Here is a 26,834-nt window from a genome sequence, read left to right as displayed (position 1 = left end):
GCGGGCTCCGGGCCGGCCGCAGAGCCCGGAACCCGCGGCGGGGGGCTCGCCAACGAACCTCCCGGCGACGAACGGAGAGTCCTCACACCCCTACGCCCCCTCCCCCCTACGCCCCGCTCCTCTCCCACCGCGTCCCCTTCACCGCCCCCTTCCTGACCCCTTCACCATCCCCTTCGCCGCCCCTTCCCGGTCCCTTCCCCACCCCGGCCGTCACCAGCGCGCCCGCCGCCAGTGCGCTGCCCAGCCACATCACGCCGGTCGGTCCCCAACTGTCAGCGGCCCGGCCGCCCAGGAAGGCGCCCAGGGCGATGGCCCCGTTGAACACTGCCACGAACAACGCGGAAGCGGCCTCCCGCGCCCCCGGTGCGGCCGCCATCAGCCACGTCTGGGTGCTGACCGAGACACCCCCGTAGGACAGGCCCCATACGGCCAACAGGCCCCCCACGGCCATCAGGCCCGTCGGCCCGGCCACCCCGGGGCCGCGCCCCAGCAGCGGCACCAGCAGGATCGTTCCGGCGAGCACTCCGCAGATCACCACCAGCGTCGCGCGCGGGGACCGCGCGGCACCGGCCCCCGCCGCGAAGTTCCCGGCCAGTCCGGCGAGGCCGAAGGCCAGCAGCAGCGTGCTGATCTGCCCCGGCTGCACACCGGCCACGCCCTCCAGCACCGGCCGCACATACGTGTACGCCGCGAAATGGCCCGTCACCAGGAGCGTCACCAGCATCAGTCCGCTCCGTACGGGCGCACCGCGCAGCAGGCCGAGCGCCCCGGCGAGGCGGACCGCGGCCGTCTCCGGAAGCGGCGGCAGCAGGACGACCAGCGCGAGCGCCACCACCGCACACACCGCGGCCATCCCCACGAACGCCGCGCGCCAGCCGCCCAGTTCGCCCAGGGACGTACCGGCCGGGACCCCCAGCACGGAGGCCGCCGCGACCCCGCTGAAGACCAGGGACGTGGCCGCCGCGACGCGGTGCGCGGGCACCAGTCGCACCGCGAGCCCCGCCGCAATCGCCCATACCCCGCCCATCCCCAGCCCCACCAGCACCCGGGCCATCAGCAGCACCGCGACGTTCGGGGCGTACGCGGCAAGCAGGTTCGCCGCCGTCAGCGTGGCCATCAGGGCGGCCAGCACTGCCCGCCGGTCCCGCCGCCCCACCAGCAGCGTCAACACCGGCGCGGCCACCGCGGCCACCAGACCGGTCACGGTCAGCGTCAGCCCGGCCGTACCGTCCGAGACCCGCAGCTCCCGGCCGATCGGGGTCAGCAGCCCGACGGGCAGCATCTCGGACGTGACGACCGTGAAGGTCGCCGCCGTCAGCGCCGCCACCGCCGGCCAGCCCCCACCCCGCCCCACGCCCAACTCACCACCCTGCCCTAGAAGTTGCTGCTCGCCACCCGCCGCCTTCACGGGCTGCCCCACAGCCACCCCCACGTGCCCCATCCCCGGCCTCACCACCGGCCCGTCCTCACTGTTCGTCATGCCCCCAGCCAAGGCGCGCGGCCCCCGGGGAACAACGGCCAACTCCTCACCCTTCTATGAGCAGGACTCATCGATCCCCATCGATCCCAGTCCCTGCCCATCCCTCCCCACCGATCCCCCTCGACCTCAAGAGCGAGTACACGTCATGCCCGCTGCCCCCGGCCCCGGCCTCGAACTCCGCGAGCTGGAGTGCTTCCTCGTGCTGTCCGAGGAACTGCACTTCGGGCGCACCGGCGAGCGGCTGTACGTCTCGCAGAGCCGCGTCAGCCAGCTGCTGCGTTCCCTGGAGTCACGGATCGGCGCGCGCCTCGTCGACCGCACCAGCCGCCGGGTCCGGCTGACCCCGCTCGGCGAGGAGTTCCGTACGTCGCTGCGCCCCGCGTACGACGCCCTGCGCGCCACCGTGGAGCGTGCCCGCAGTGCCGCCCGGGGCGTCGAAGGGCGGCTGACGATCGGGTTCCAGGGGACCGCGGACGACCGGATCATGCAGGCCATCGACACCTTCCAGAGCCGCCACCCCGGTTGCGCCACCGAAATCGTCGAGATCCCCTTGTGCGACCCGTTCGGCGCGCTGCGCAGCGGAGCCGTCGACGTCGCCGTGACGCTGCTGCCCATGGCCGAGCCTGACCTCGCCCTCGGCCCGGTCTTCTCCGCCCAGCAGCAGACCCTCGCGGTGTCCGTACGGCATCCCCTGGCGTCCCGGACCGCGATCGGCGCCGAGGAGCTCGCCGGTGTCCCGCTGATCTCCCCGGACGATCCGGCTCCGCCCTACTGGCGCGCGGCCCACGCCCCGGCCACCACACCCCAGGGCCGCCCCGTACCTGCCGGCCCGCGGATCAGCACCCTCCAGGAGGGCCTCACCCTCACCGCGGCCGGACGCGGGGCGATGCTGCTGTGCCGGCCCACCGCGGACTACCACGGCCGGCGCGACCTCGCCTTCGTCCCCGTGACCGGGCTCCCCGACTCGGTCCTGGGCCTGGTCCACCACCCCGCCCGCGAGACGGCCCGGATCCGCGCCTTCCGCACGGCCGTCGCGGACTCGCTACGGCACCCCTGACGAATCCCGCGAAGCCGTATATCCCTACGGCCTCCGTGCGGAACCATCACGAACCGCTGACGCCCGTGACGCAGCCCACACAAGCCGCGGCCGACCCGCGCTGAACCCTCGCCCAACCCCCATCCCCACCGAGAAGGTGACCGAGGCAACAATGTGAGGAAGGCAACGCACACAGGCACAACGAAAGACCCCCGGTCGCCGGATTTCTCCGGAGACCGGGGGTCTCATCTGTGCGCGAGGGGGGAGTTGAACCCCCACGCCCTTTCGGGCACTGGAACCTGAATCCAGCGCGTCTGCCTATTCCGCCACCCGCGCATGGGTGCTGCCGGTTGATTCTCTCACGCGATCCGGCTTGTTCTGTCCGGGTCTTGTGCGAGCGCCTGCCGACATCCAGAACATTAGCACGCTGGCTGGGGTGGGTTCACACGCCTTTCCCCCGGGCCCCTCCCCGCCCGGGACTGCTGGGACCTGGGCGGGGCTCCCGGCCCGTGCAGCGCCGTACAAGGGCGTGCGGGGCCCCGGGACGACGGCGGAACCATGAAGCGACGGCCGGAACCATGAGGTGACGTGACGGCCGGAACCGCGAGGTGACGTGACCTGCGGCACCGCGAGGTCTACATCGAGGTGACATGCAGCACCGCAAAGGGGACGTGCGGGGCGGTGTGGTGACGGACGGAACCGCGAGGTGGCGTGCAAAGGCACGGGACGGGCAGGGTGTCCGGGGCCCGTCCGACTGCGGCCCCCGGCCGCCCGGAGTGGTCGGCGGTTGCGGGACACTGTCATCGGGGCACATCTACGATCGCAGTGCACGAGCAGCGGGCAAGGAGCGGACAGGCACCGGGCAACCCTGTGAGAGGCGACACTCGTCCTCAAGGCGGGAAAGGGGAACCAGCCGATTTCCCAAGGCGTGGATACGATCAGTAAGCAGTATCAGGACCACCCGATCAGGACGACACCGACGAAGACTGAGGAAGGAGGTGCCCCGTGGGAGTACTGAAGCGTTTCGAGCAGCGTCTCGAAGGTCTCGTCAACGGCACCTTCGCCAAGGTGTTCAAGTCCGAGGTGCAGCCCGTCGAGATCGCCGGTGCGCTGCAGCGTGAGTGCGACAACAACGCCACCATCTGGAACCGCGACCGCACGGTCGTCCCCAATGACTTCATCGTCGAACTGAGCGCCCCCGACTACGAGCGGCTGAGCCCGTACAGCGGGCAGCTCGGCGACGAGCTGTCGAGCATGGTCCGCGACTACGCGAAGCAGCAGCGCTACACCTTCATGGGGTCGATCAAGGTCCACCTGGAGAAGGCCGACGACCTCGACACCGGCCTGTACCGCGTGCGCAGCCGCACCCTCGCCTCCAGCACGTCCCAGGACCACCCGGGCCAGGCGGCCGCCCAGCGCGCCTCGGCGATCCCGCAGGGCCCGCGGCCCGGCGCCGGCCACGTGAGTCCGCCCCCCATGCCTTCGTCCCCGCCTCCCGGCGGCGCACAGCCCGTACCCCGTACGGCACCGCCCGGTGCAGGACCGCAGCCGCACGCGCAGACCCGGCGCTGGATCGAGATCAACGGCACCCGCCACCAGATCTCGCGCCCCACGCTCGTGCTGGGCCGCAGCACCGACGCTGACGTACGGATCGACGACCCGGGTGTCTCCCGGCGTCACTGTGAGATCCGGGTCGGAACGCCCCCCACGATCCAGGATCTGGGTTCTACCAACGGCATCGTGGTAGACGGGCAGCACACCACCCGCGCTAGTCTCCGCGACGGCTCGCGGATCGTCGTGGGCAGTACCACCATCGTTTACCGGCAAGCCGAAGGGTGAAGCGGGGGCAATGTCAGAGCTGACCCTCACGGTCATGCGGTTGGGTTTCCTCGCCGTACTGTGGCTGTTCGTCATCGTGGCCGTTCAGGTCATCCGCAGCGATCTGTTCGGCACCCGCGTGACCCAGCGCGGGGCCGCCCGGCGCGGCGGGCAGGAAGCCCGTACGCAGCGCCAGGCCGCGCCCCCGCCGCAGCAACAACAACAGCGCCGCCAGGAAGGCGGCCGCGGCGGCAACCGCCAGCGCCGCGGAGCGCCCACGAAGCTCGTGGTCTCCGAGGGGTCGCTGACCGGCACCACCGTCGCCCTCCAAGGCCAGACGATCTCCCTGGGCCGTGCGCACGACTCCACGATCGTGCTGGACGACGACTACGCGTCCAGCAGGCATGCCAGGATCTACCCGGACCGTGACGGCCAGTGGATCGTCGAGGACCTCGGTTCCACCAACGGCACGTACCTGGACCGGACCCGACTGACGACCCCGACACCGATTCCGCTGGGAGCCCCGATCCGCATCGGCAAGACCGTCATCGAGCTGCGGAAGTAGTACGACAATGAGCGAGCGGAGCGAGCGAGCCGCGGCGGTCCACTCGGCGGACCCGGGCGTGCTCCCGACCGGAGGGTGGGCTGTGTGGCCAGGCGAGACCGGCTGTACCCCGAGCCGACGGGTGAGGTGCGCATGAGTCTGTCACTGCGCTTCGCCGCCGGATCGCACAAGGGCATGATCCGCGAGGGCAACGAGGACTCCGGTTACGCCGGGCCGCGGCTGCTCGCCATCGCGGACGGCATGGGCGGCCAGGCCGCCGGTGAGGTCGCCTCCTCCGAGGTGATCTCCACGCTCGTCCAGCTCGACGACGACGTCCCCGGGTCGGACATCCTGACCTCGCTCGGCAGTGCCGTGCAGCGCGCCAACGAGCAGCTGCGGGTGATGGTCGAGGAGGACCCCCAGCTCGAAGGCATGGGGACGACGCTGACCGCGCTGCTGTGGACCGGCCAGCGGCTCGGCCTGGTGCACGTCGGCGACTCCCGCGCGTATCTGCTGCGGGACGGTGTGCTGACCCAGATCACCCAGGACCACACCTGGGTGCAGCGGCTGGTCGACGAGGGCCGGATCACCGAGGAGGAGGCCACCACCCATCCGCAGCGGTCGCTGCTGATGCGGGCGCTGGGCAGCGGTGATCACGTCGAGCCCGATCTGTCGATCCGCGAGGTGCGGGCCGGCGACCGCTATCTGATCTGCTCGGACGGACTGTCCGGCGTCGTCAGCCACCAGACGCTGGAAGAGACGCTGGCCGGCTACCACGGGCCGCACGAGACGGTGCAGGAGCTGATCCAGCTCGCGCTGCGCGGCGGCGGCCCGGACAACATCACGTGCATCGTCGCCGACGTCCTGGACGTGGACGGCAACGACACGATGGCCGGGCAGCTCAACGACACCCCGGTGATCGTCGGTGCCGTCGCGGAGAACCAGAACCAGCTCAACGACCCCAGCACGCTCCAGACGCCGGCCGCCCGCGCCGCCGAGCTCGGCCGCCCGGGCGGGCAGCCGTCCGCGCCCGGTGGTGCCTTCGGGCCGCCCGGGAGCGGCGACCCGGAGGTCGGCGGTCCGCCGCAGGGCTCTTTCGGCGCGTTCATGGACGAGGACTTCGTCAAGCCCAAGCGCGGGCGGTGGCTCAAGCGGTCGCTGTTCGGCGTGCTGGCGCTGGCCGTCGTCGGCGGCGGGCTCTACGCGGGCTACCGCTGGACGCAGACCCAGTACTTCGTCGGCGCCAAGGACGACCACGTGGCGCTGTACCGCGGCATCAGCCAGGACCTCGCCTGGTTCAAGCTCAATGCCGTGGATGAGGACCACCCCGAGATCGAACTCAAGTACCTGCCGCTGTACCAGCGCAACCAGGTCAAGCAGACGATCGCGGTCGACAGCCGCATGCAGGGCGGCGACAAGGTCACCGAGCTGAGCAAGCAGGCGAACGCCTGCCGCAGCAAGGAGCAGCGGGAGGCCGCCGAGCGCGAAGCGGCGCGCAACAAGGGCAAGGGCCAGGCGGGCACGCCCGCCAAGCCCGGCACAAAGCCCGGCACGCCGACCAAGCCCGGTACGCCGACCACCAAGCCCGGCACCGGTACGGCAGGGGCGCTGTCGGCGCCCGCGTCCGCGACTCCCACACCCACTCCCAGCCAGGCCCCCTCCGAGGAGCAGCAGAAGCTGGAAAAGAATTGCAGCACCCAGCAGTAGGGCGTAGGGGGCCGTACATCTCATGAGCAGTACCACCAACACCACCACCATCGGCACGATCGGAGCCCCGAGCCGCCGCAACACCGAGCTGGCGATGCTCGTCTTCGCCGTGCTGATCCCGGTGTTCGCGTACATCAACGTCGGGCTGGCCAAGGAAGAGGCCGTGCCCGCCGGCGTGCTCGGCTACACGCTGGGCCTCGGCCTGCTGGCCGGTGTCGCCCACCTCGTCGTGCGCAAGTGGGCGCCGTACGCGGACCCGCTGATGCTGCCGATCGCGACGCTTCTGAACGGTCTGGGCCTGGTGTTCATCTGGCGCCTGGACCAGGAGCCGCAGATCAGCACCCCGCAGCTGGGCGGTGCGATGGCGCCGGGGCAGCTGATGTGGTCGACGCTGGGTGTCGCGCTCTTCCTCGGCGTGCTGATCTTCCTGAAGGACCACCGCGTCCTGCAGCGCTACACCTACATCTCGATGGTGGTCGCGCTGGTGCTGCTGATCGCGCCGATCTTCTTCCCGGCCCGTTTCGGCGCGCGCATCTGGATCACCATCCCCGGTGTCGGTTCGCTGCAGCCGGGCGAGTTCGCCAAGATCATCATCGCGATCTTCTTCGCGGGTTACCTGATGGTGAAGCGGGACGCGCTGGCGCTGGCCAGCCGCCGCTTCATGGGCCTGTACCTCCCGCGCGGCCGCGACCTCGGCCCGATCCTCGTCATCTGGGCACTCAGCCTGATGATCCTGGTCTTCGAGACGGACCTCGGTACCTCGCTGCTGTTCTTCGGCCTCTTCGTGATCATGCTGTACGTGGCCACCGAGCGGACCAGCTGGATCGTCTTCGGTCTGCTGCTCAGCGCCGGCGGCGCGGTCGCCGTGGCCACGTTCGAGTCCCACGTCCAGGTGCGTGTCCACAACTGGCTGAACCCGCTGGAGCTGCTCAACGGCGGTGTCACCGAGACCGCGCAGGCGATGTACTCCTTCGGCTCCGGCGGCATCCTCGGCTCGGGCCTGGGCCAGGGCTACTCCCGGCTCATCGGCGGTATCGCGCCCAAGAGCGACTACATCCTCGCCACGGTCGGCGAGGAGATCGGCCTGGCCGGCCTGATGGCGATCCTGCTGCTCTACGGCCTGCTGATCGAGCGCGGCATCCGTACGGCACTGGCCGCCCGCGACCCCTTCGGCAAGCTGCTGTCGATCGGCCTGTCCGGCGCCTTCGCGCTGCAGGTCTTCGTCGTCGCCGGCGGTGTGACCGGCCTCATCCCGCTGACCGGTATGACGATGCCGTTCCTGGCCCAGGGTGGTTCCTCCGTCATCGCCAACTGGGCGCTGGTGGCCATCCTGCTGCGCATCAGCGACACCGCGCGCCGCCCGGCACCGACCCCCGCACCGTCCACCGACGCCGAGATGACCCAGGTGGTCCGCCCGTGAACAAGCCCCTGCGCCGGGTCGCGATCTTCTGCGGCCTGCTCGTCCTCGCCCTGCTGGTCCGCGTCAACTGGGTGCAGTTCGTCAAGGGCGACGAACTCAAGAACGACCCGCACAACCGCCGGGTCGCGATCGAGCGCTACAGCACGCCGCGCGGCAACATCATCGTGGACGGCAAGGCGGTCACCGGCTCGACGACCACCGACAGCGGTGACTTCAAGTACAAGCGCACGTACAAGAACGGCAAGATGTGGGCGCCGGTCACCGGCTACGCCTCGCAGGCGTTCGACGCCAACCAGCTGGAGAAGCTCAACGACGGCATCCTCACCGGCACCGACGACCGGCTCTTCTTCAGCCGCACGGTGGACATGTTCACCGGCAGCAAGCAGAAGGGCGGCAACGTGGTGACCACGCTGGACGCCAAGGCCCAGAAGGCCGCCTTCGACGGGCTCGGGAACAGCAAGGGCGCGGTCGCCGCGATCAACCCGGAGACCGGCGCGATCCTGGCGCTGGCCAGCACCCCGTCGTACGACCCGTCCACCTTCGCCGGGATGAGCGACAAGGACGCCAAGGCGTACAACGGGCTACAGAAGAAGAACAACCCCGACGAGCCGATGCTCAACCGGGCGCTGCGCCAGACCTACCCGCCGGGCTCCACCTTCAAGGTCGTCACGGCCTCGGCGGCGCTGGAGAACGGGCTCTACACCGACGTCGATGCCGACACCCGCTCGCCACTTCCGTACACGCTGCCCGACACCTCGGGCATCGAGCTGAAGAACGAGGGCAGCATCCCGTGTGAGAACGCCAGCCTGCGGCAGGCGCTGCGGTACTCCTGCAACACCGTCTTCGGCAAGATCAGCGCGGACCTCGGCAACAAGAAGATGAAGGCCGAGGCGGAGAAGTTCGGCTTCAACAACGCCAAGATCGACACCCCGGTCCGGGCCGCGGAGAGCATCTACCCGACGGACAACCGGCCGCAGAACGCGATGGCGGGCATCGGCCAGGCCTCCAACCGGGCCACCCCGCTGCAGATGGCCATGGTCGCCTCGGCGGTCGCCAACGGCGGCAAGCTGATGAAGCCGTACATGGTCGAGAGCCTGGTCGCGCCGAACCTCAACGTGGTGCAGCAGCACACGCCGCAGGAGATGAGCCGACCGCTGAGCCCGGAGAACGCCCAGAAGGTCCAGAGCATCATGGAGACCGTGGTCAAGGAGGGCACGGGAACCAACGCGCAGATCCCGAACGTCACAGTCGGGGGTAAGACGGGTACCGCCCAGCACGGCGAGAACAACAAGGACAACCCGTACGCCTGGTTCATCTCCTACGCGAAGACCGACAAGGGCACCCCCGTCGCGGTCGCCGTGGTCATTGAGGGATCCGACACCCTGCGCAGCGACATCGCGGGTGGAAAGCTCGCCGCTCCGATCGCCAAGCGCGTCATGGAAGCGGTACTCGAAGGCGAGAAGTGACCCGGGCCATGCCAATACCGGTCGCATATCAGGTTGCGGCTCCGGCCCGGTCCGGTAGGGCGTGCCGGGTACGGTAGCCCGGACAGCACACCGCCGGACCACACACACGGGTGCGGTCGGGACTGACGGAGAGGGCTGGAGAAGCTTATGGAAGAGCCGCGTCGCCTCGGCGGCCGGTACGAGCTGGGCTCGGTGCTCGGCCGCGGTGGCATGGCCGAGGTGTACCTCGCGCATGACACCCGCCTGGGCCGCACCGTGGCTGTGAAGACGCTGCGGGTGGACCTCGCCCGTGACCCGTCCTTCCAGGCCCGGTTCCGCCGTGAGGCCCAGTCGGCCGCCTCGCTGAACCATCCGTCGATCGTCGCGGTCTACGACACCGGCGAGGACTACGTCGACGGTGTCTCGATCCCGTACATCGTCATGGAGTACGTCGACGGATCGACGCTGCGTGAGCTGCTGCACTCCGGAAGAAAGCTGCTGCCCGAGCGCTCGCTGGAGATGACCATCGGCGTCCTCCAGGCGCTGGAGTACTCCCACCGGGCCGGGATCGTCCACCGCGACATCAAGCCGGCCAACGTCATGCTGACCCGCACCGGCCAGGTCAAGGTCATGGACTTCGGCATCGCCCGCGCCATGGGCGACGCCGGCATGACGATGACGCAGACCGCGGCGGTCATCGGCACCGCGCAGTACCTCTCGCCGGAGCAGGCCAAGGGCGAGCAGGTCGACGCCCGCTCCGACCTGTACTCCACCGGCTGTCTGCTGTACGAGCTGCTGACCGTGCGGCCGCCGTTCGTCGGTGACTCACCGGTCGCGGTGGCGTACCAGCACGTCCGCGAGGAGCCGCAGAAGCCGAGCAACTTCGACCCCGAGATCACGCCGGAGATGGACGCGATCGTCCTGAAGGCGCTGGTCAAGGACCCGGACTACCGCTACCAGTCGGCGGACGAGATGCGTGCCGACATCGAGGCGGCGCTGGAGGGCCAGCCGGTCGCGGCGACCTCGGCGATGGGCGCGGTCGGTTACGACCAGGACCAGCCCACGACGATGTTGCGGGCGCAGGACCCGGCGGGCCAGACCACGATGCTCCCGCCGATGAACCCGGACGACGGCGGCTACGGCTACGACGAGCGGGCCGACCGGCGCCGCGGCGGCGGCCAGAAGAAGAGCAACGTCTCGACGATCCTGCTGGTCCTGGCCGCGGTACTGGTCCTGGTCGGCGCGATCTTCATCGGCAAGGCGATGTTCACCGGCAACAAGCAGGACGGCAAGTTCGCCGCCCCGAACCTCGTCGGCAGGACGCTGAAGGAAGCCAAGCAGTCCGGGGTGAACAGCTCCTTCACGGTCGAATCGGCCGGCCGCAAGCCCTGCACCAACGTCAAGAAGAACCAGGTCACCTCCCAGTCTCCGGAGGTCGGCACCCAGATCGCGAAGAACGACACGATCACGGTGACGATCTGCTCCGGGGCGGCAAAGGTGCCGGTCCCCGACGTCAAGAGCCTGCCGGTCGAGGAAGCCGAGAGGGAGCTCCACAACAAGGGCTTCGACAACATCAAGCGGGTCGATGAGGAGTCCGACCGTACGGCGGGCACCGTCATCAAGCAGAACCCCGACGGGCAGAGCAAGGCGACCAAGGACACCGAGATCACCCTCACCGTCGCCAAGGCGAGCCCGAAGGTCGGCGTCCCGGACGTCAAGGGCCAGGACGCGGCGGCGGCCGAGAAGCAGCTGAAGGATCTGGGCTTCAACGTCACCAAGACCGAGCAGGACGCCCCCGACCCGAGCCAGGTCGGCAAGGTGTTGGACCAGAGCCCGGCGGGCAACACCCCGGCCAAGAGCGGCTCCACGGTCAACCTGGTGATCGGCAAGGCGGCCGCGCAGACGCCGGTGCCGGAGGTGCGGACCCAGAAGCTGAAGGATGCGAGGAAGGCGCTGCAGCAGGCCGGCTTCACCAACATCCAGATCAACGGGCCGCAGGACGACAACGCCCGGGTGATCAACCAGGACCCCGCGGGGAACACCCCGTCCGACCCGAAGTCGACCACCGTGACGCTGACCACCATCGGTGGCGGTGGCGGTGACAACGGCGGCGACAACGGTGGCGGCGGGATCTTCGGCGGACCGTTCGGCGGCTGACAGCCGCACAGCACGACGAGGAAGCCCCGGCAGCCCTTGGAGGGCGGCCGGGGCTTCGTCGTGTGCCGGGCTGGCGGTACGGGGCCGTGGCGGGCCCTGTGCGGCTAGCGCAGTTCCTTCGGCAGTGTGCGGTCCGCGTCGACCTTTTCCGTGCGCTCCAGCTCGCCCCAGACGATGTAGCGGTAGGTCGAGGTGTAGACGGGGGTGCAGGTCGTGAGGGTGATGTAGCGGCCGGCCTGGTGCTTGCCGGACTCCTTGGGGACCTTGTTGAGGACGTCGACGTTGTACTTCGAGGTCTCGGGCAGGACCGCGAAGACCTTGTAGATGAACCAGGTGTCCTTGGTCTCGAAGACGACCGGGTCGCCGTCCTTGAGCTTGTCGATGTTGTGGAACTTCGCGCCGTGGCCGTCGCGGTGCGCGGCGAGGGTGAAGTTGCCCTTCTTGTCCTGCGGCAGCGCCGACTTGACCGGCTTGGTGTAATAGCCGGCCACGCCCTCGTTGAGGACCTCGGTGCTGGTGCCCTTCTTGACCAGCACCTCGCCGTTGTCCATCGCGGGGACGTGCAGGAAGCCGATGCCGTCCTTGGTGTCCAGCGCCCCGGGTCCCTTGGGGCCGCTGCTGGCCCAGTGCCGGCGCACCTGGTCGCTCTGCTGGTGCGCCTCGCGGTCGGCGAGGACGTTGGTCCACCACAGCGAGTACGCGACGAACAGGCCCAGGATCAGGCCGGTGGTGATCAGCAGTTCACCGATGACGCTGACGATGGACGCGATGGTCCGGCGCACCCGGCGCGGTGGCGAGGGCGGCGGCGCGGACCGGTCGCTCTCTTCGTCGGTTCCGGTTGCAGTCACCGCGTAGCACCCCTCTTGTTTTCTAGCCGCCGAGCGCTTCCGGTTTGCCCTTGCTCCGCGGCCGCTCGTCGACCATCTTGCCCCAGACGATCAACCGAAAGGTACTGGTGAATTCCGGGGTGCAGGTCGTCAGGGTGATGTAGCGGCCGGGCTTGGTGAAGCCCGAACCGGGCGGTACGGGCGTGATCACGCTGGTGTTGCTGGGTGAGGTCTGCGGGAGCACGCTCTCCATCTCGTACGTGTAGTACGCGGCCTTCGTCTCGACGATGACCTTGTCGCCCTTGACGAGCCGGTTGATGTAGCGGAACGGCTCGCCGTGGGTGTTGCGGTGGGCCGCGACCGCGAAGTTGCCCTTCTTGTCCCAGGGCATCGCGGTCTTGATCCCGCTGCTCTTGTCGTAGTGACCGACCATGCCGTGGTCCAGCACGGAGTGCTTGTCGGTGCCCTCCGCTATCGGCGCCTTCACATCGAGCTTCGGGATGTACATGATCCCGAAGCGCTCGCCGACGGCGAGGTTCTTCTTCTCCGCGCCGCCCTTGTTCCACTCGTGTTCGAGGTTGGTGGCGGCGCCGCCGGCTTCCTCCTCGGCCCGCACATTCGTCCACCACAGCTGGTAGGTGACGAACAGCAGCATCAGCACGCCGAGGGTGATGAACGCCTCGCCCAGGGCACGGCTGGCGATCAGGCTGGGGCTGTCCTTCGCGGCGCGGGCGGCCTGGCGGGCTTCCACACGGGAGAGGGGGCGCGCCGGTTCGGAGGCCGTGTCAGCGGCTGCGGAGGCAGCGCCGCCGTGACGGCCGCGCCGGCCGCCTTTCCTGGCGGCCTCCTGAGCGGCCTTACGGCGGGCCGCACGACCGCCGGGCACGGGTGTCTCTGCCTCGGCCGACCCGGATGCCGTGGTCGTGGTTTCACGTGAAACACCGGCTCCTGTTTCACGTGAAACGGCGTCGGTTTCACGTGAAACGGCGTCCCGGTTGGCCGGCCTGGCCTTTTCCGCCTGGCGCAGGGCCATGGTCTCGTCGTCCCGCCGCGGCATCGCGGCGGGAGCAGGCGCGGCGGGGACGGGCGTGGCCGGCGGCGCGGCTGCGGTCTGCGGCCCGGGTATCGGTTCGGGCGCGGTGGGGGCGGGACCGCGGGACCGGGTGCGGGGGCCGTACGCCTGGCCGTAGGCGGCGGGGTCCGGGCCGTAGGACCGCGGCGTCCCGGCGTCGAGCCGGGGCGGGGCCGGGGGCGGTGGCTCCTGGTGGGGGCGGAACCAGGGCGAGGACGGCCCCTCGTCGGCCGGTGGGGCCGCATGGCGCCGTCGGCGGCCGGTGCCGGGCGGCGGCGCGTCCTGGCCCGGCAGGGGGTCGTTCAGCGGGTCGCTGAGCCGGCCCACGGCCGCCTCGAACGCATCGGGCTGCCCGAGCGGGTCCGGGGGCCCGTACGGGTCCTGCGGCGCGTACGGCTCTTCCGGCCCGTGCGGCTCGTAGGATCTCCCTTCACGCTCGGGGCGTAGGTCGGTCACGCGCCGGCCTTGCCGACCACCGGGGCGAGCCCCGTCGAGCGCTCCACTGCTCCTGCGTCGCCGCATTCGACGAGCCAGTTGGCCAGCATCCGGTGCCCCCACTCCGTCAGCACCGACTCGGGGTGGAACTGCACCCCCTCCACCGGGAGTTGGCGGTGCCGCAGGCCCATGATGATGCCGTCGTGCGTGCGGGCCGTGACCTCCAGCGCGTCCGGGACGGTGGCGGGTTCGGCGGCCAGCGAGTGGTAGCGGGTCGCGGTGAACGGCGAGGGCAGTCCGGCGAAGACGCCTTTGCCGCCGTGCTCGACGAGGGAGGTCTTGCCGTGCAGCAGCTCGGGCGCCCGGTCCACCACCCCGCCGTAAGCCACCGCCATCGACTGCATGCCCAGGCAGACGCCGAAGACCGGGACGCCGGTGTCCGCGCAGTGCCGGACCATGTCGACGCAGACGCCGGCCTGCTCGGGCGTACCGGGGCCGGGCGAGAGCAGGACGCCGTCGAAGCCGTCCTGGGCGTGCCGGGGCGCGACCTCGTCGTTGCGCAGCACCTCACACTCGGCACCGAGCTGGTAGAGGTACTGGACGAGGTTGAAGACGAAGCTGTCGTAGTTGTCGACGACGAGAATCCGTGCGGTCATCAGAGGGCAGCCATCCCTTCGTCGACAGTGACGTCATTGAAGGGCAGCAGCGGCTCCGCCCACGGAAAGACGTACTGGAAGAGTACGAAGACGACCGCCAGTACGAGCACCACGGAAATCAGCGCCTTGACCCATGTGTTGCCCGGCAGATGCCGCCAGATCCAGCCGTACATGCTGTCGCTGTCCCCTTGCCGATGCCGATGACGATGTCGATTGCGACACCAGAGTAAGGGGCGAGGGCGGGGGCGGGTGGGTCAGCCGGTCAAAGCCGACGGCCTTCCCTGGGCGACGGGTTGGGTGGCATCGAGGTGGGCCCAGGCGATCAGCCGGTGGCTGTGACCCCACTCCGGTTCGCAGGTGGTCAGCGTGAGGTAGCGGCCCGGGCCGTTGAAGCCGGACTTCCGCGGCACCGGGTCGATCACGCCGATGTCGCCCGGCAGCGTCGTGTAGGGGCGGTTGTCGATGCGGTAGGTGAACCAGGTCGTGCCGTCGGACAGGACCACCGCGTCCCCGGGCCGCAGCTCGGGGAAGTCCTTGAACGGGTCGCCGTACGTGCGGCGGTGGCCGGCGACGGCGAAGTTGCCGAGGTCGCCGAGGCGCGCGGTACGGGCGTAGTGGCCGAGGCCGCGCTGGAGGGTGCCGGTCGCGGTGCCTTCCAGGACGGGCTTGGCCCAGTCGGCGCCGAAGCGCGGGATGTACATCACGGCGAAGGAGTCGCCCGACCGGTAACGGCGGGGCGGTGGGGCCGGGGTGGGGCTCTCACCGGGCGGCGGCGTGCGGTCGGGAGCGACCGCCGCTCCGGACGACCAGCGGTCGTGGAGCTTGCCGATCTCGCCGTCCATGGCGCTGTCGGCCCGTACGCCGGTCCAGAAGAGCAGGTAGACCACGAAGAGGACGATCAGTGCGCCGGCGGTGAGGCAGATCTCGCTGAGCGTCCGTACGATCCATCGCGCCACCGTCCGGCTCCGCAGTGTCATCCGGCCCGCCCTCCCGCCGGCCCGCGGGCACGGCTTACGGCTTCACAGGCTGTGCGTGGTGGAGATCCACTGTGCCGGAGTAGCCGGGCAGAGTCACCGCCTCGCGCTGGTCGACTTTCCAGCCGAGGCCGTAGGCGTTGACGTACTGGAGGTAGTTCTGGATGGCAGGGGAGGCGGTCAGCGCGTTGTTGAGCGCCTCGCGGTCGCCGACCGCGGTGATCTTGTAGGGCGGGGAGTAGACCCGCCCTTGGAGGATCAGGGTGTTGCCGACGCAGCGGACCGCGCTGGTGGAGATCAGCCGCTGGTCCATGACCTTGATGCCCTTGGCGCCGCCGTGCCACAGGGCGTTCACCACGGCCTGGAGGTCCTGCTGGTGGATGACCAGGTCGTTGGGTTGCGGCTCGGGGACGCCGGGGATCTTGGCGGTGGCGTTCGGCGGGGCGTCCATGAGCGTGACCGTCACACCCTGCCCGGACACCGGCTTGGTGCCGGCGCTCTTCTCCAGCGCCCGGAGCTTGGCGTCCTCGGCGGCGGAGCTGCCGTTGTCGCGCCGGGCGAGGGCGTCGACCTCCCCGCGCAGGGTGGCGTTGCGGTCGTCCTGGACGCCGTTCTTGTGGCTGCGTTCCTGGATGAGGTCGGAGAGGCGCAGCATGGAGTCGTCGGAACGCAGATTGGTGCCCCGCGCAGTGTCGAAGCTCAGCCAGAACAACAGCCCGGCGAGGGCGAAGACCACGAGGGTCAGCAGCCGGACGGGCCGCAGACGGGCACGGCGGGGAAGGCCTGAGGGGTCGGCGGGATTGCTCAACGTACCCTTACTCCTTACGACGCCGCGGAAGCACTACGCTAACGGACGCCCGGGAAAGGAATCCGACCCCACCGCGTCCGCGCCCGGCGCACCCCGCAGCGCATCGACAGGAGAGTTCCTCGTGCCGAAGTCACGGATCCGCAAGAAGGACGATTTCACGCCGCCGCCGGCGAAGACCACCACCCTGAAGATGAACTCCGGTCGGGGTTGGGTGGCGCCTGTGATGCTGGCGATGTTCCTGATCGGTCTTGTGTGGATCGTGCTGTTCTACGTGTCCGAGGGCGATCTGCCGATCGCGGCCATGGGCAACTGGAACATCGTCTGCGGCTTCGGCTTCATCGCGGTGGGCTTCGGCGTATCCACCCAGTGGAAGTAGCGCAAGCCCTGCCCAAGGCCATCCACACGGTTATCCACAGCCGGGGAAAACTTCAGAAGATCTGTGGATAACCCTCCGGCGGTTGACGCCGGTGTGATCGGCCGGGCACTCCGCCCGGCCGCTCCCTCCCCGGTTCTTCCTGCGGAAACACAGGTCAGAGCGGTCCGGAAGCAGAGTTCCGCACAGCTTGCACAAGATCGGCCACGCACTGTGGACAACGTGTTCGGAGGACCCCTCAGCCCAGCAGCTGGAGGGTCCGTACCCACACCACCGCGGCGATCGCCAGCACCGCCACCGCACATGTCGCCGCATGCACCACGTTCCGGCGGTCGCGTGGTGCGTGCACCATCCCGAACGCGACCGCGGCGCCCACGATCAGCCCGCCGACGTGTGCCTGCCAGGCGATGTGCGGCCACAGGAACGTGAAGCCCAGATTGAGGGCGAGCAGGATCAGCACCGGCTTCATGTCGTAATTGAGCCGGCGCATCAGCACCGCGGTCGCCCCCAGCAGGCCGAAGATCGCGCCGGACGCCCCCAGCGAGGGCTGGTTCTGGGCGGCGAGGAGGTACGACAGCGCGCTGCCGCCCAGACCGGAGAGCAGGTACAGCGCGGTGAACCGCAGCCTGCCGAGCGCCGCCTCCAGCGGCGGGCCCAGCCACCACAGCGAGAGCATGTTGAACGCGATGTGCGCGACCTGCTGGTGCAGGAACATCGCGGTCAACAGGCGGTACCACTCGCCCGCGGCGACCCCGACGAGCTGGTAGCGGGTCGGGTCGGCGGCCAGGCCCAGCATGTCGAGCCGGTCGGGCAGCGGGCTGGTCTGGCCGCCGGTCGCCAGCACGGCCACGAACACCGCGGCGTTCAGCGCCAGAAGGATCTTGGTGACCAGTCGCCGGTCGGCCGCGACCGCGCCGCCCGCGAGCGTGCGCGGGGCGGTCGCCCGCGGGGAGTGGCCGGTGCCGCTGCCGCCGCGTACGCAGTCCGGACACTGGAACCCGACCGAGGCGCTGACCATGCACTCGGGGCAGATCGGACGGTCGCAGCGGGTACAGCGGATGCCGCTCGGGCGGTCCGGATGGCGGTAGCAGCCGGGCAGGCCGTCATCGCCCCGCGCGTCCTGCGGCTCCTGCGGGCTGCCTGGCACCTGGTCCATCGGTCCCCTCGTCCTCTTCCACATCCGCCGGGCGGCATCGAAACACCGGCATCACAACACACCGCCCCGCCCGCCCGTCGCCCGACCACCACCCCCGGACGTGCTGCGCGCCCCGCTTGATTTACGTCCAGGCGGGGCGCAATGGTTCCCCGGACGGCACCAGGGCGCAAGGGTTCCCGGGCCGCGCCCGGGCGCACCGGGGGTCAGCGGGTCTCGACGACCACCGACTTGATCACCACGTCCTTGACCGGACGGTCGGTGCGCGGGTTGGTCTCGGTGGTGGCGATGGCGTCCACCACCTTCTTGCTCGCCTCGTTGCTGACCTCACCGAAGATGGTGTGCTTGCCGGTCAGCCAGGCGGTCGGGGAGACCGTGACGAAGAACTGGGAGCCGTTGGTGCCCGGGCCGGCGTTGGCCATGGCCAGCAGGTACGGCTTGTCGAAGGCCAGGTCGGGGTGGAACTCGTCGCCGAACTCGTAGCCCGGACCGCCGGTGCCGTTGCCCAGCGGGTCGCCGCCCTGGATCATGAAGCCGCTGATCACCCGGTGGAAGACGGTGCCGTCGTACAGCGGAGCGGTGGTCTTCTCCCCGGTCTCCGGGTTCGTCCACTCCCGCTCGCCCTTGGCGAGCTCGACGAAGTTCTTGACCGTCTTGGGTGCGTGGTTCGGCAGGAGCCGAATCTCGATGTCGCCCTGGTTCGTCTTCAGGGTGGCGTACAGCTGCTCAGCCACGATCAACCTTCCATGAGTCTTTGCTGACGGGCCCCCGATCCTCGCACGAAGTGACCCTCCCGTCGCCGGACCACCACCCCTTACCGGGCTTCGCACTGATTTCGGGCGCGGTGGGCGGCAAACCGTGGCATCGTCGTCCACAGAGCTCCGGAAGTGTCCGGTATTGACCCGTATGCCTCCTCGCGCATGCCGTATGTCGCGCGAGCGGGCATGATCTTCCAACGGGTGGACAGGCGACATAGCAGACAAGGGGAACCGACCCCCCGAGCCCCCCGGACACGCCACCGAGGAGGAGGATCCCGTGACCCGCAAGGACAGCGTGCGCACCGCGACCAGTTCGGCCAGGGACAGCGTGCGGCACGCCGCGGAGGCGGTGGCTCCGTATGCCGGTACGGCCAAGGACGCCGCCGTGCACTACGCGCACGAGGCCCGTACGCGCATGGCCCCCAAGGTGGCCGAGGCCGCCCACCAGGCCGCCCATCAGGCCCGTGTGCAGTACGACGCCCATCTGCATCCGCGTATCGAGCACGCCCGCGGCGCCCTGCCGCCCAAGGTGGACGCGGCGGCGAACCGGGCGGCGCGCCGGACCCGCAAGGCGGCCCGCCAGGCCGCCGACTACACCGCGCCGCGGCTGGAACACGCCGTGAGCAGCGCCCGCGCGGCGGCCGATCCGGTACGCGAGGAAGCCGTGGCCCGCGGTACCGCCGCGCTCGCCGCACTGCGCGGCCAGGTGACCGCCAAGGAGATCGCCAGGCTGCAGAAGAAGCACCGCCGCCGTGCCCGTCGAGGCAAGGCCGTCAAGCGCCTCGCGGTGCTGGGCGTCCTGGCCGCCGGTGCGGTCGCCGCATGGAAGTGGTGGGACAAGCAGGCCAACCCGGACTGGCTGGTCGAGCCGCCGGCCCCCACCGAGGTCGGCGACCGCGGCCGGCTGAGCGCGGTCGACGGCAGCGAGGGCGCCGCGCTCGATCCGGAGGTCCAGGCCAAGCAGGAAGAGGCCGATGAGCGAGGCGGCGGCGGCACGGCCTGACGCCGGGCACCGCCACAGCACACCGGGCCGCGTCCCCACCCCTTCCGCGGGGTGGCGGGCGCGGCCCGTTCGCCTGCCGGCGCCCGCGGCCCCGCACGCGGACAAGGTGAGGGCCCGTCAGCCCATCAGGGCAGCAAAAAGCCCTTCTGACCAGCGGTGACGCCGACCGGAAGGGCTTGGGGAGTGGAGCCTAGGGGAGTCGAACCCCTGACATCTGCCATGCAAAGACAGCGCTCTACCAACTGAGCTAAGGCCCCTTCGCGCACCAGGGTACCCGGTGTCCGGGCGCTTTCCCGACCGGGTATCGCCGCACACCGTCGCTCTCCGTAGGATGCTTCGCGAGATTCGCGGCAGCGAAGCGATCGGGGAGACAGGGGAGACGGTATGGACGCAGCACAGCAGGAAGCCACCGCGCGGGCCCGGGAGCTGCAGCGCAGTTGGTACGGGGAGCCTCTGGGCGCGCTGTTCCGCCGACTCATCGACGACCTCGGTCTCAACCAGGCCCGGCTCGCCGCCGTGCTCGGGCTCTCGGCCCCGATGCTCTCCCAGCTGATGAGCGGACAGCGGGCGAAGATAGGCAACCCGGCCGTGGTCCAGCGGGTCCAGGCACTGCAGGAGCTGTCGGGCCAGGTCGCGGACGGCAGCGTCAGCGCCGCCGAGGCCACCGACCGCATGGACGAGATCAAGAAGACGGCCGGCGGCTCGGTGCTGAACAACACCGCGCAGCAGACGTCGTCGACGGGGGCGACCACGGTCCGCCGGGTGGTCCGCGAGATCCAGTCGCTGCTGCGCTCGGTCTCCGACGCCGGGGACATCATCGATGCGGCGAACACCCTCGCCCCCACTCACCCCGAACTGGCAGAGTTCCTCCGGGTCTACGGTGCCGGTCGCACCGCGGACGCGGTCGCCCACTATGAGGCGCACCAGGGTTAGCCACAGGGGACTTCGCGGGTCCAAGAAGCGGACGGGGCGCAATGGGTGAGATCTTCGCCGGCCGGTACGAGCTGATCGACCCGATCGGGCGCGGCGGGGTGGGCGCGGTCTGGCGCGCCTGGGACCACCGGCGGCGGCGGTACGTGGCGGCGAAGGTGCTCCAGCAGAGCGACGCGCACACGCTGCTGCGCTTCGTCCGCGAACAGGCCATGCGGATCGACCATCCGCACGTACTGGCCCCGGCGAGCTGGGCGGCGGACGACGACAAGGTGCTGTTCACCATGGACCTGGTGAGCGGCGGCTCGCTGGCCCATCTGACCGGCGATTACGGGCCCCTGCCGGCGCGGTTCGTGTGCACGCTGCTGGACCAGCTGCTGGCCGGGCTGACCGCGGTGCACGCGGAGGGCGTGGTGCACCGCGACATCAAGCCGGCGAACATCCTGCTGGAGGCCACCGGCACCGGCCGCCCGCATCTGCGACTGTCGGACTTCGGCATCGCGATGCGCAAGGGCGAGCCCCGGCTCACCGAGGCCAACTACGTGGTGGGAACGCCCGGTTACTTCGCACCGGAGCAACTGCTCGGCGCCGAACCGGACTTCCCTGGCGACCTGTTCGCCGTCGGGCTGGTCGCGATCTACCTGCTCACCGGCGTCAAACCGGACCCCGAGGCGCTGATCGGGCACTTCGCCGACGGGATCCCGGGCGCGCCCGAGGGCGTACCTGAGCCGCTGTGGCAGGTGCTGGCGTCCCTGGTGCACCCGAACCCGGACGCCCGGTTCAAGACGGCCACGGGGGCGCGCAAGGCGATCCTGTCGGTGGTCGAGCTGCTGCCGGAGGCGACGGTCGAGGACGAGGTCGTCGAGGTCTTCGACCACATCGGGCCGCTCCCGGCCGGGTTCGGACCGGACGGGCCGCTGGCGACCGGCGGGCCGGACGAGCCCACGCAGGACGGCGGATCCGCGGCGGCCGGCACCGGGACGACCGGCATCGGGGCGGTCGGCGCCGGGACGACCGGTGCCGGGACGGCTGGGCGCGGTCCCCTCACCGGCCCCGGGACAGCCGGTTCCGCGACGGCCGGGCGCGGCTCCCCCATCGGCACCGACAGCTTCCCGCTCGCCCCGCCGGAGCCGCGCACCCCGCCGGAGCCGTCCACCCCGCCGACGCCCGCACCCCTGCCCCGGCCGGTCCCCGCGGTGCCCCCGCCGCCTCCGGTGCCGGCGTACGAACCCACCGCCGCGGTCCGCCCCGAGGCGGCCGCCACCCGTCCCTACACGGCGGGCCCGCACCCGGTTCCCGGGCAGCCGCCGGCCGGTATGCCGGTCGCCGCTCCGGCCGTGGCGCCGCCCGTCCCGTACCGCAAGCCGGGACCGCCCCCGAAGGTCGCGGTCCCGGTGCTGATCGTGGCGCTGCTGTGCATCGCGGTCGGCGTCTGGGCGCTGCTCACGGCCTGAGGCCGCGCCCCGCCCGCCGGCCGCCCCGGCCTACCGGCCCCCCGGTGGTCCGAACCGGCGGCCCTCCGGCGTCCGTTGGGCCGGCGGACCGGCCGCCGCGGACCGCCGGGCCACCAGCGTCCACGCCCCGAGCCCGGTCAGCAGCACCACGCCCGTGCCGATCCCGGCGTACGCGACCGTCATCAGGGTGCCGCTCCGCGCCGAGTCCTCCTGTGCGGTGCGGCCGTTCTGCGCCGCCTCCCGGTCGTCGGGCGTGACGGAGAAGTCCTTGCTGGGGGAGGCGTATGCGGGGCCCGGCTTGGGGCTCTGGCGGACGTCCACCCGGAGCGTGAGGTCGGCGCCCTTGGCGAAGTACGGGGCGGTGTTGGGGTTGAGGCTCACTTCCAGGTAGTACCAGCCGGCGAAGCGCATCGCGCTGACCGCGTCGGTCGGGTTGAAGCGGTTGCCGTAATCGACGGGTGCGGTGAACTTCTTCGCGGCGGCCCCGTTGTCGTACGCGACGAAGCTGTCGTTGCCGACCGCACCTCGGGCCGGGTTGTAGACGCTCAGCCCGAGCGCGTTGGCGAGGAAACGCGATTTTCCGGTGGTCGAGTTGGGCAGCTCCGCGCTGAGGTTGAGCCGCTGGCCCCAGTCCACCGGAACGCGGTAGAAGCGGGTCTCGCCCGGTTCGATGTGGTCCTGCCACACCCCGGTGGCGACCGAGCCCGCGTCGTTGAAGCTGGTGCCGCCCTTGGCCCGGCGCTTGGTGGCATCGGTACGCGCAGGAGGCGTGGCGGTGGACCAGGAGCCCGGCGCCGGGCGGGCGGGGGCACTGCCCTTGATCGCAGGCTCCTGCAGGTAATCCAGCTCGACCGGCCAGGCATCGGGTCCGGAGGTCTGCGATCCCTCCCGGGTGAGGACGACGAAGTACGGCCCGGGCTCCTGGCACTGGGTCCGGTCGCTGCCGATACGGCGGGTGGCGTAGTCGGCGATCGGATAGGCCATTCCGCCGCCGTGGAAGGACGGTGTCGCATCCGTGCCGCAGGGCTGGCCGCTGCTGTCCTGGACGCTGACGGTGAACTGGTCCTTGTAGTCCTCGATCTTGGTGCCCGGCCGGGGCGCGGCCACCACCGAGAAGTAGGCGTTGGTCGTGGCGTCGAGGGTGACCGCGTAGTACTTCTGCTGCCCGCGCCGGAGGGAGTCGGTGTGCAGCCCGGGCTTGAGCGCGGGGGCGTCCGCGCGGCTGGCGGTGCCCTTGACCGCCGTGGCGTCGTCCGCCACCCGGTAGCCGGGCACGGTCGTGGCCGAGGCCACGCCCACCGTCCCGGGAAGTACGGCCACCCCGGCCAGCGCCGTCAGCGCCGCCAGCGCGGCGACCGCCCGTCCGCCATGTTTCACGTGAAACACGGTCCGCCTCGCCGTGCGTCCGGTCACCACGAGCCACCCCTCATCGGATCCGAATCCCCGCCGCGGACCGCCGGCTTCCGGCGGGCCCGTACGTAGGCCAGTGCCAGACCGGCCAGCATCAGGACCCCTACCGCACCGACGGCTACGGCCACCACGCGTCCTGTGGACCATCCTCCACCGTCCTGTGGCGCACCGTCCGCCCGGGCCCCGGGAGTTCGCCCGGCGGCAGCACCGGTGACCGTGGCCGCGCTCGCCCCGGGGCCGGCCTTCTCCTTGCCCAGCACCGCAACCCTCAGCACCACCCCGATACGCGGGTTCTGGGCGATCTCCGCGGCCTTGGCGCCCAGCGTCACGGCGATGTAGAAGTCGCCCTTCTGGTGCACGGGAATGACGTTGGGGTGGCTCTCGTAGCGGTTGGTCCAGGCGACCGGGACCGTGCCCATCTTGAGTGCGGCCGGCCGGCCGTCGTACGGGACCGAGGGGTCGAACTCACCGGTGCCACTACCGACCGGGGTACGGAACGGCGTGTAGACCTGGGTGCCGCCGGAGGAGATGGTGGCGCTGTGGCCCCTGACCGTGGGTTCGTTGGCGAACTCCACGTCGTAGCGCAGCTGCTGGCCCCAGCCGACCGGCACCTTGTACCAAAGGGTCTGCGCCGGAAGGATCCGGTCCCGCCAGACGCCGGGGTGCAGGGGGCGTGCGTCGTTGAAGCCGGTGCCGCCGGTGACGTCCCGGGGCGCGGTGGTGGGCAGGGCCGCGTCCTTGCCGCCCGCGCCGTACTCGGGCTCCGACTGCGCGGGAGTGACGCCCTTCGTCAGCGGTGGTTCCACGTGAAACGTCAGCTCCATCGGCCAGCGCGCCGCGTCCGAGCCCTTGGGGGCTTTGCGCTGGACGACCAGCCAGTACCGGCCCGCCTTGTCGCAGGTACCGGTGCCGGTCTGCGAGGGGACCCGGCTCACGCCGGACGTCAGCGGCGTGGCTCCCTCCGACTGCCCGAACAGCGCGGTACTGGAATCACAGGCACTGTCGGTGCCGTACGCGATCCGGGTGTTCAGGGTGTCGAGAAGACCGACGGTGGCCCCGGACTGCGGCACCACGGTCGCCGAGAAGTCGGCCGTCGACCCGGCGTCCAGATCGACCGCGTACCAGCGCTCCTCATTGGGCCCGATGGAGTCCAGGTACTGGCCGGGAACGAGGTGCGGGGCGCCGCTCCTCGTCGCCGTGCCGCGGGCCGGGTTCCCCTTGAACCGGTAGCCGTCCACGGAGAGTTGGCCGGCCCGCTGGAGCTGACGGGCGAGCGCCCGGGCGTCCGGGGCGTCGTAGTAGCGGCCGTTGCCGGCCTTGGCGATGCACTCCAGCTGGGCGCGGGCTTTGCCGGCCACCTGGAATCCGATGGCGTCGATGTGCAGATCGACGCCGGATGCGGCGAGTTGGGCCGCGACCTTGCACGGCGGCGGTGCCTGGCAGTTGTCCTCACCGTCCGAGATCAGCAGGATCGTGCGCTTGCCGCCCGAGCCGCCGGCCGGCCGGGGAAGGTCACCGGCCGCCTTGCGCAGCGACAGTCCGAGGGGGGTGTCGCCCTTCGGCCGGACGCCCGCGACGGCCCGCTTCAGCCCCGCCCGGTCGAGCGCGGCGACCGGCTGGACGAGCCGGGTGTCGTCGCAGCCCTTGGGCTTGTCGGCGCCGTAGACCCGCAGACCGGTCGGATAGCCGTCGGGCAGGGAGTCCACGACGGCGCCCACGGCCTTACGGGCGGCGGCGATCCGGGTGCTGCCCGCCCCGTCGCTCCCGCCCATCGAGCCCGAGGAGTCGAGCACCATCACCATGCCGCTGCCCGCCGCGGCCGGTGCCGCCTCCGGCATCCCCGCGGCGGTGGCCTGAAACGGTGCGGCCACGGCGGCCAGGGCCAGCATCAGCCCGCCGAGCAACGCCACCGCCCCTCTGCGTGGTCGGTGTGCCATGCCTTGATCCCCCTAGAGTCCTGCTGGTCACATCACAGACAGAAACTTTGCTTATGCAAGCTAATAGTGTGCGTTAGCAAACTCAAGGGGATCACCGTCACGGTCCCGCAACGACAATCAGCCACCCCGGCCCGCTCCCCGGCACCCCACCGCACACCGCCCCGCCCGCCCCCGGACATACGAAACCCCGACTGCCACCGGGCAATCGGGGTTCGTACGAGCTTGCTGTACGTAGGTGGGTCTCAGACACCCGAACCTGCGGGCACGGAGTCGGTCGCCTCCGTCCACAGATCCTGCTCGGCGCGATCCGCCTGGATCTGGCGGTACACGAGGAGCCCGCCGATGGCGGCCAGTGCGACCAGGAGAAGCTTCTTCACCGCGCGACCTCGTCTTTCGTTGACGTAGGGGACCTATGTCGGCCGATGATACACACCGGCCGATACCGATCGGTTACCTAGCTCGCGGTCGGCAACACCTCGTTCGCGGGCGCCCGCCGCGAGCCAACTTCCGCACCGGAACAACGAATCGGCCCGGCGGGGAGTTCCCCGGCCGGGCCGATGGTGCAGTGCGGCTACCAGGACTTGAACCTGGGGCCTCTTCCTTATCAGGGAAGCGCTCTAACCGTCTGAGCTATAGCCGCGCGTTCGCTGCACCGAAAGATTAGCGCACTTCAGAGGCGTTCCCAAAATCGGTTCCGGGAGCCCCCCGGACGCCCTCCCGGCCGGGCCTCATTCGTCCTCGGCGAGGGTCAGCTCCACGCCCCCGACGAACCCGGCCGAGAGGTTGTAGATGAAGGCGCCGAGGGTGGCCAGCGCGGTCGCCAGCACCACGTCGATCACCGCGATGATCCCGGTGAACAGCAGCACCCGCGGCAGCGACAGGAACGACTGCAGATCAAAGCCGCCGCCGTCGCCGGAGCCGGTGGCCTCGCTGATCGTCCCGCCGACCGTGGAGAAGACGCCCATCGCGTTCATGACCATCCACAGCACCGAGACGGCCACGACCGTGCAGATGCCCAGCGCGATCGAGAGCAGGAAGCTGACCTTCATCACCGACCACGGATCGGCGCGCGCGACCCGCAGCCGGGCCTTGCGCGTCCGCGGGGCCGTGGCGGCGCCCGTACGGGGCTTGCGGACCGCTTGGGAGCCGCCGCCCGGCCCGCCGGCGGTGGAATACGCCTGGGGCGGCTGGTACGGCGTTTGCGGGCCCTCTGCGGCCTGCGGGGCCGGGTCCTGCGGCCGGGGCTGCGGTTGCGGCTGTGGCTGGCGGGTGTCGCTCACGGGTCCCCCCTGGTGCGCGCCCTCATGTCGGGGGCCGTCGGCAGAAATGGCGGAGCCACGGGCGCTGTCCTCCTTCACGGTCGCGGGTCCGGACGGGGATTCCTTCCGGCCTCCCCGTCCACCCGCCGTAGCGCCCGTGGCTCCACTCATGACCTAC

At 70.7% G+C, this 26,834-nt stretch carries 24 protein-coding genes and 3 tRNA genes; 11 read left to right on the top strand and 16 right to left on the bottom strand.

Going from position 1 to position 26,834, the window contains the following annotated elements:
- Positions 1 to 106 precede the first annotated feature (106 nt).
- Positions 107 to 1,480, bottom strand: coding sequence for an MFS transporter (locus AB0E02_RS11370; RefSeq protein WP_362137763.1), 1,374 nt, complete (start codon positions 1,478 to 1,480; stop codon positions 107 to 109).
- A gap of 145 nt (positions 1,481 to 1,625) precedes the next feature.
- On the opposite strand from AB0E02_RS11370, the gene AB0E02_RS11365 reads away from it, so the two are divergent.
- Entirely contained in the window at positions 1,626 to 2,537 is a 912-nt protein-coding gene (locus AB0E02_RS11365; RefSeq protein WP_362137762.1) for a LysR family transcriptional regulator, read from the top strand.
- 231 nt (positions 2,538 to 2,768) lie between these two features.
- Here the strand turns inward: AB0E02_RS11365 and AB0E02_RS11360 are convergent.
- Positions 2,769 to 2,852, bottom strand: a tRNA-Leu gene (locus AB0E02_RS11360).
- 669 nt (positions 2,853 to 3,521) lie between these two features.
- Between AB0E02_RS11360 and AB0E02_RS11355 the strand changes: the two genes are divergently transcribed.
- The 6 genes from AB0E02_RS11355 (at position 3,522) to pknB (ending at position 11,607) form a co-directional block, all read left to right on the top strand.
- A complete protein-coding gene (locus tag AB0E02_RS11355; RefSeq protein ID WP_030412307.1) occupies positions 3,522 to 4,355 on the top strand; it encodes a DUF3662 and FHA domain-containing protein in 834 nt (277 codons plus the stop codon).
- A gap of 10 nt (positions 4,356 to 4,365) precedes the next feature.
- Positions 4,366 to 4,899 carry an FHA domain-containing protein gene (locus AB0E02_RS11350; RefSeq protein ID WP_362137760.1) on the top strand — a complete coding sequence of 178 codons (534 nt, stop codon included), beginning with the start codon at positions 4,366 to 4,368 and terminating at the stop codon, positions 4,897 to 4,899.
- A gap of 132 nt (positions 4,900 to 5,031) precedes the next feature.
- Positions 5,032 to 6,585, top strand: coding sequence for a PP2C family serine/threonine-protein phosphatase (locus AB0E02_RS11345; RefSeq protein ID WP_030412305.1), 1,554 nt, complete (start codon positions 5,032 to 5,034; stop codon positions 6,583 to 6,585).
- Positions 6,586 to 6,607: 22 nt separating this feature from the next.
- Positions 6,608 to 8,005 (top strand): FtsW/RodA/SpoVE family cell cycle protein, encoded by a 1,398-nt coding sequence (locus AB0E02_RS11340; RefSeq protein WP_030412304.1) that lies wholly within the window; start codon positions 6,608 to 6,610, stop codon positions 8,003 to 8,005.
- Complete coding sequence (locus AB0E02_RS11335; protein WP_030412303.1) at positions 8,002 to 9,471, top strand: penicillin-binding transpeptidase domain-containing protein; 1,470 nt, start codon at positions 8,002 to 8,004, stop codon at positions 9,469 to 9,471. Before AB0E02_RS11340 ends, AB0E02_RS11335 begins: the two co-directional genes overlap by 4 nt.
- A 147-nt stretch (positions 9,472 to 9,618) precedes the next feature.
- Positions 9,619 to 11,607, top strand: a complete 1,989-nt coding sequence (gene pknB, locus AB0E02_RS11330; protein WP_362137759.1) for a Stk1 family PASTA domain-containing Ser/Thr kinase — start codon at positions 9,619 to 9,621, stop codon at positions 11,605 to 11,607.
- Between the two features lie 104 nt (positions 11,608 to 11,711).
- On the opposite strand, the gene AB0E02_RS11325 is transcribed toward pknB, so the two are convergent.
- The 6 genes from AB0E02_RS11325 to AB0E02_RS11300 form a co-directional block, all read right to left on the bottom strand.
- The gene (locus AB0E02_RS11325) at positions 11,712 to 12,455 is read right to left on the bottom strand and encodes a class E sortase (protein ID WP_362137758.1); all 744 of its coding nucleotides are present in this window, start codon (positions 12,453 to 12,455) and stop codon (positions 11,712 to 11,714) included.
- 22 nt (positions 12,456 to 12,477) lie between these two features.
- The gene (locus tag AB0E02_RS11320) at positions 12,478 to 13,962 is read right to left on the bottom strand and encodes a class E sortase (RefSeq protein ID WP_362137757.1); all 1,485 of its coding nucleotides are present in this window, start codon (positions 13,960 to 13,962) and stop codon (positions 12,478 to 12,480) included.
- Complete coding sequence (locus tag AB0E02_RS11315) at positions 13,959 to 14,597, bottom strand: aminodeoxychorismate/anthranilate synthase component II (protein ID WP_030412299.1); 639 nt, start codon at positions 14,595 to 14,597, stop codon at positions 13,959 to 13,961. Before AB0E02_RS11315 ends, AB0E02_RS11320 begins: the two co-directional genes overlap by 4 nt.
- Entirely contained in the window at positions 14,597 to 14,770 is a 174-nt protein-coding gene (locus AB0E02_RS11310) for a hypothetical protein (RefSeq protein ID WP_030412298.1), read from the bottom strand. Before AB0E02_RS11310 ends, AB0E02_RS11315 begins: the two co-directional genes overlap by 1 nt.
- 81 nt (positions 14,771 to 14,851) lie before the next feature.
- Positions 14,852 to 15,574, bottom strand: coding sequence for a class E sortase (locus AB0E02_RS11305; RefSeq protein WP_362137756.1), 723 nt, complete (start codon positions 15,572 to 15,574; stop codon positions 14,852 to 14,854).
- A gap of 34 nt (positions 15,575 to 15,608) precedes the next feature.
- The gene (locus AB0E02_RS11300) at positions 15,609 to 16,379 is read right to left on the bottom strand and encodes a DUF881 domain-containing protein (protein WP_362137755.1); all 771 of its coding nucleotides are present in this window, start codon (positions 16,377 to 16,379) and stop codon (positions 15,609 to 15,611) included.
- Positions 16,380 to 16,500: 121 nt separating this feature from the next.
- Between AB0E02_RS11300 and crgA the strand changes: the two genes are divergently transcribed.
- Positions 16,501 to 16,755 (top strand): cell division protein CrgA, encoded by a 255-nt coding sequence (crgA, locus tag AB0E02_RS11295; RefSeq protein ID WP_362137754.1) that lies wholly within the window; start codon positions 16,501 to 16,503, stop codon positions 16,753 to 16,755.
- A gap of 235 nt (positions 16,756 to 16,990) precedes the next feature.
- On the opposite strand, the gene AB0E02_RS11290 is transcribed toward crgA, so the two are convergent.
- Both AB0E02_RS11290 and AB0E02_RS11285 read right to left on the bottom strand, forming a co-directional pair.
- The gene (locus tag AB0E02_RS11290) at positions 16,991 to 17,908 is read right to left on the bottom strand and encodes a rhomboid family intramembrane serine protease (RefSeq protein WP_362137752.1); all 918 of its coding nucleotides are present in this window, start codon (positions 17,906 to 17,908) and stop codon (positions 16,991 to 16,993) included.
- A 203-nt stretch (positions 17,909 to 18,111) separates the two neighbouring features.
- Complete coding sequence (locus AB0E02_RS11285) at positions 18,112 to 18,639, bottom strand: peptidylprolyl isomerase (RefSeq protein WP_362137751.1); 528 nt, start codon at positions 18,637 to 18,639, stop codon at positions 18,112 to 18,114.
- Between the two features lie 301 nt (positions 18,640 to 18,940).
- On the opposite strand from AB0E02_RS11285, the gene AB0E02_RS11280 reads away from it, so the two are divergent.
- Positions 18,941 to 19,666 (top strand): DUF5324 family protein, encoded by a 726-nt coding sequence (locus AB0E02_RS11280; RefSeq protein WP_362137749.1) that lies wholly within the window; start codon positions 18,941 to 18,943, stop codon positions 19,664 to 19,666.
- A 184-nt stretch (positions 19,667 to 19,850) separates the two neighbouring features.
- On the opposite strand, the gene AB0E02_RS11275 is transcribed toward AB0E02_RS11280, so the two are convergent.
- Positions 19,851 to 19,923, bottom strand: a tRNA-Ala gene (locus AB0E02_RS11275).
- Between the two features lie 127 nt (positions 19,924 to 20,050).
- Here AB0E02_RS11275 and AB0E02_RS11270 point away from each other — a divergent pair.
- Entirely contained in the window at positions 20,051 to 20,599 is a 549-nt protein-coding gene (locus AB0E02_RS11270; protein ID WP_362137748.1) for a DNA-binding protein, read from the top strand.
- Positions 20,600 to 20,640: 41 nt separating this feature from the next.
- On the top strand, positions 20,641 to 22,050 hold the full coding sequence (locus AB0E02_RS11265) for a serine/threonine-protein kinase (protein ID WP_362137747.1): 1,410 nt from the start codon (positions 20,641 to 20,643) through the stop codon (positions 22,048 to 22,050).
- Positions 22,051 to 22,080: 30 nt separating this feature from the next.
- Here the strand turns inward: AB0E02_RS11265 and AB0E02_RS11260 are convergent, their stop codons facing one another.
- The 5 genes from AB0E02_RS11260 to AB0E02_RS11240 form a co-directional block, all read right to left on the bottom strand.
- Positions 22,081 to 23,427, bottom strand: a complete 1,347-nt coding sequence (locus AB0E02_RS11260) for a hypothetical protein (protein WP_362137746.1) — start codon at positions 23,425 to 23,427, stop codon at positions 22,081 to 22,083.
- A gap of 32 nt (positions 23,428 to 23,459) precedes the next feature.
- Positions 23,460 to 25,397, bottom strand: coding sequence for a VWA domain-containing protein (locus tag AB0E02_RS11255; RefSeq protein WP_362137745.1), 1,938 nt, complete (start codon positions 25,395 to 25,397; stop codon positions 23,460 to 23,462).
- A gap of 242 nt (positions 25,398 to 25,639) precedes the next feature.
- Positions 25,640 to 25,774, bottom strand: a complete 135-nt coding sequence (locus AB0E02_RS11250; protein ID WP_003958712.1) for a DLW-39 family protein — start codon at positions 25,772 to 25,774, stop codon at positions 25,640 to 25,642.
- A 189-nt stretch (positions 25,775 to 25,963) separates the two neighbouring features.
- Positions 25,964 to 26,037 (bottom strand) — tRNA-Ile (locus tag AB0E02_RS11245).
- An 88-nt stretch (positions 26,038 to 26,125) separates the two neighbouring features.
- A complete protein-coding gene (locus AB0E02_RS11240; RefSeq protein WP_362137744.1) occupies positions 26,126 to 26,827 on the bottom strand; it encodes a DUF3566 domain-containing protein in 702 nt (233 codons plus the stop codon).
- Positions 26,828 to 26,834: the final 7 nt, after the last annotated feature.

It is taken from the genome of Streptomyces sp. NPDC048196 (assembly GCF_040652715.1).
GTDB classification, from domain to species: domain Bacteria; phylum Actinomycetota; class Actinomycetes; order Streptomycetales; family Streptomycetaceae; genus Streptomyces; species Streptomyces siderophoricus.
The sequence above is the reverse complement of the archived record's forward strand: the minus strand, read 5'-3'. Positions and strand labels throughout refer to the sequence as shown.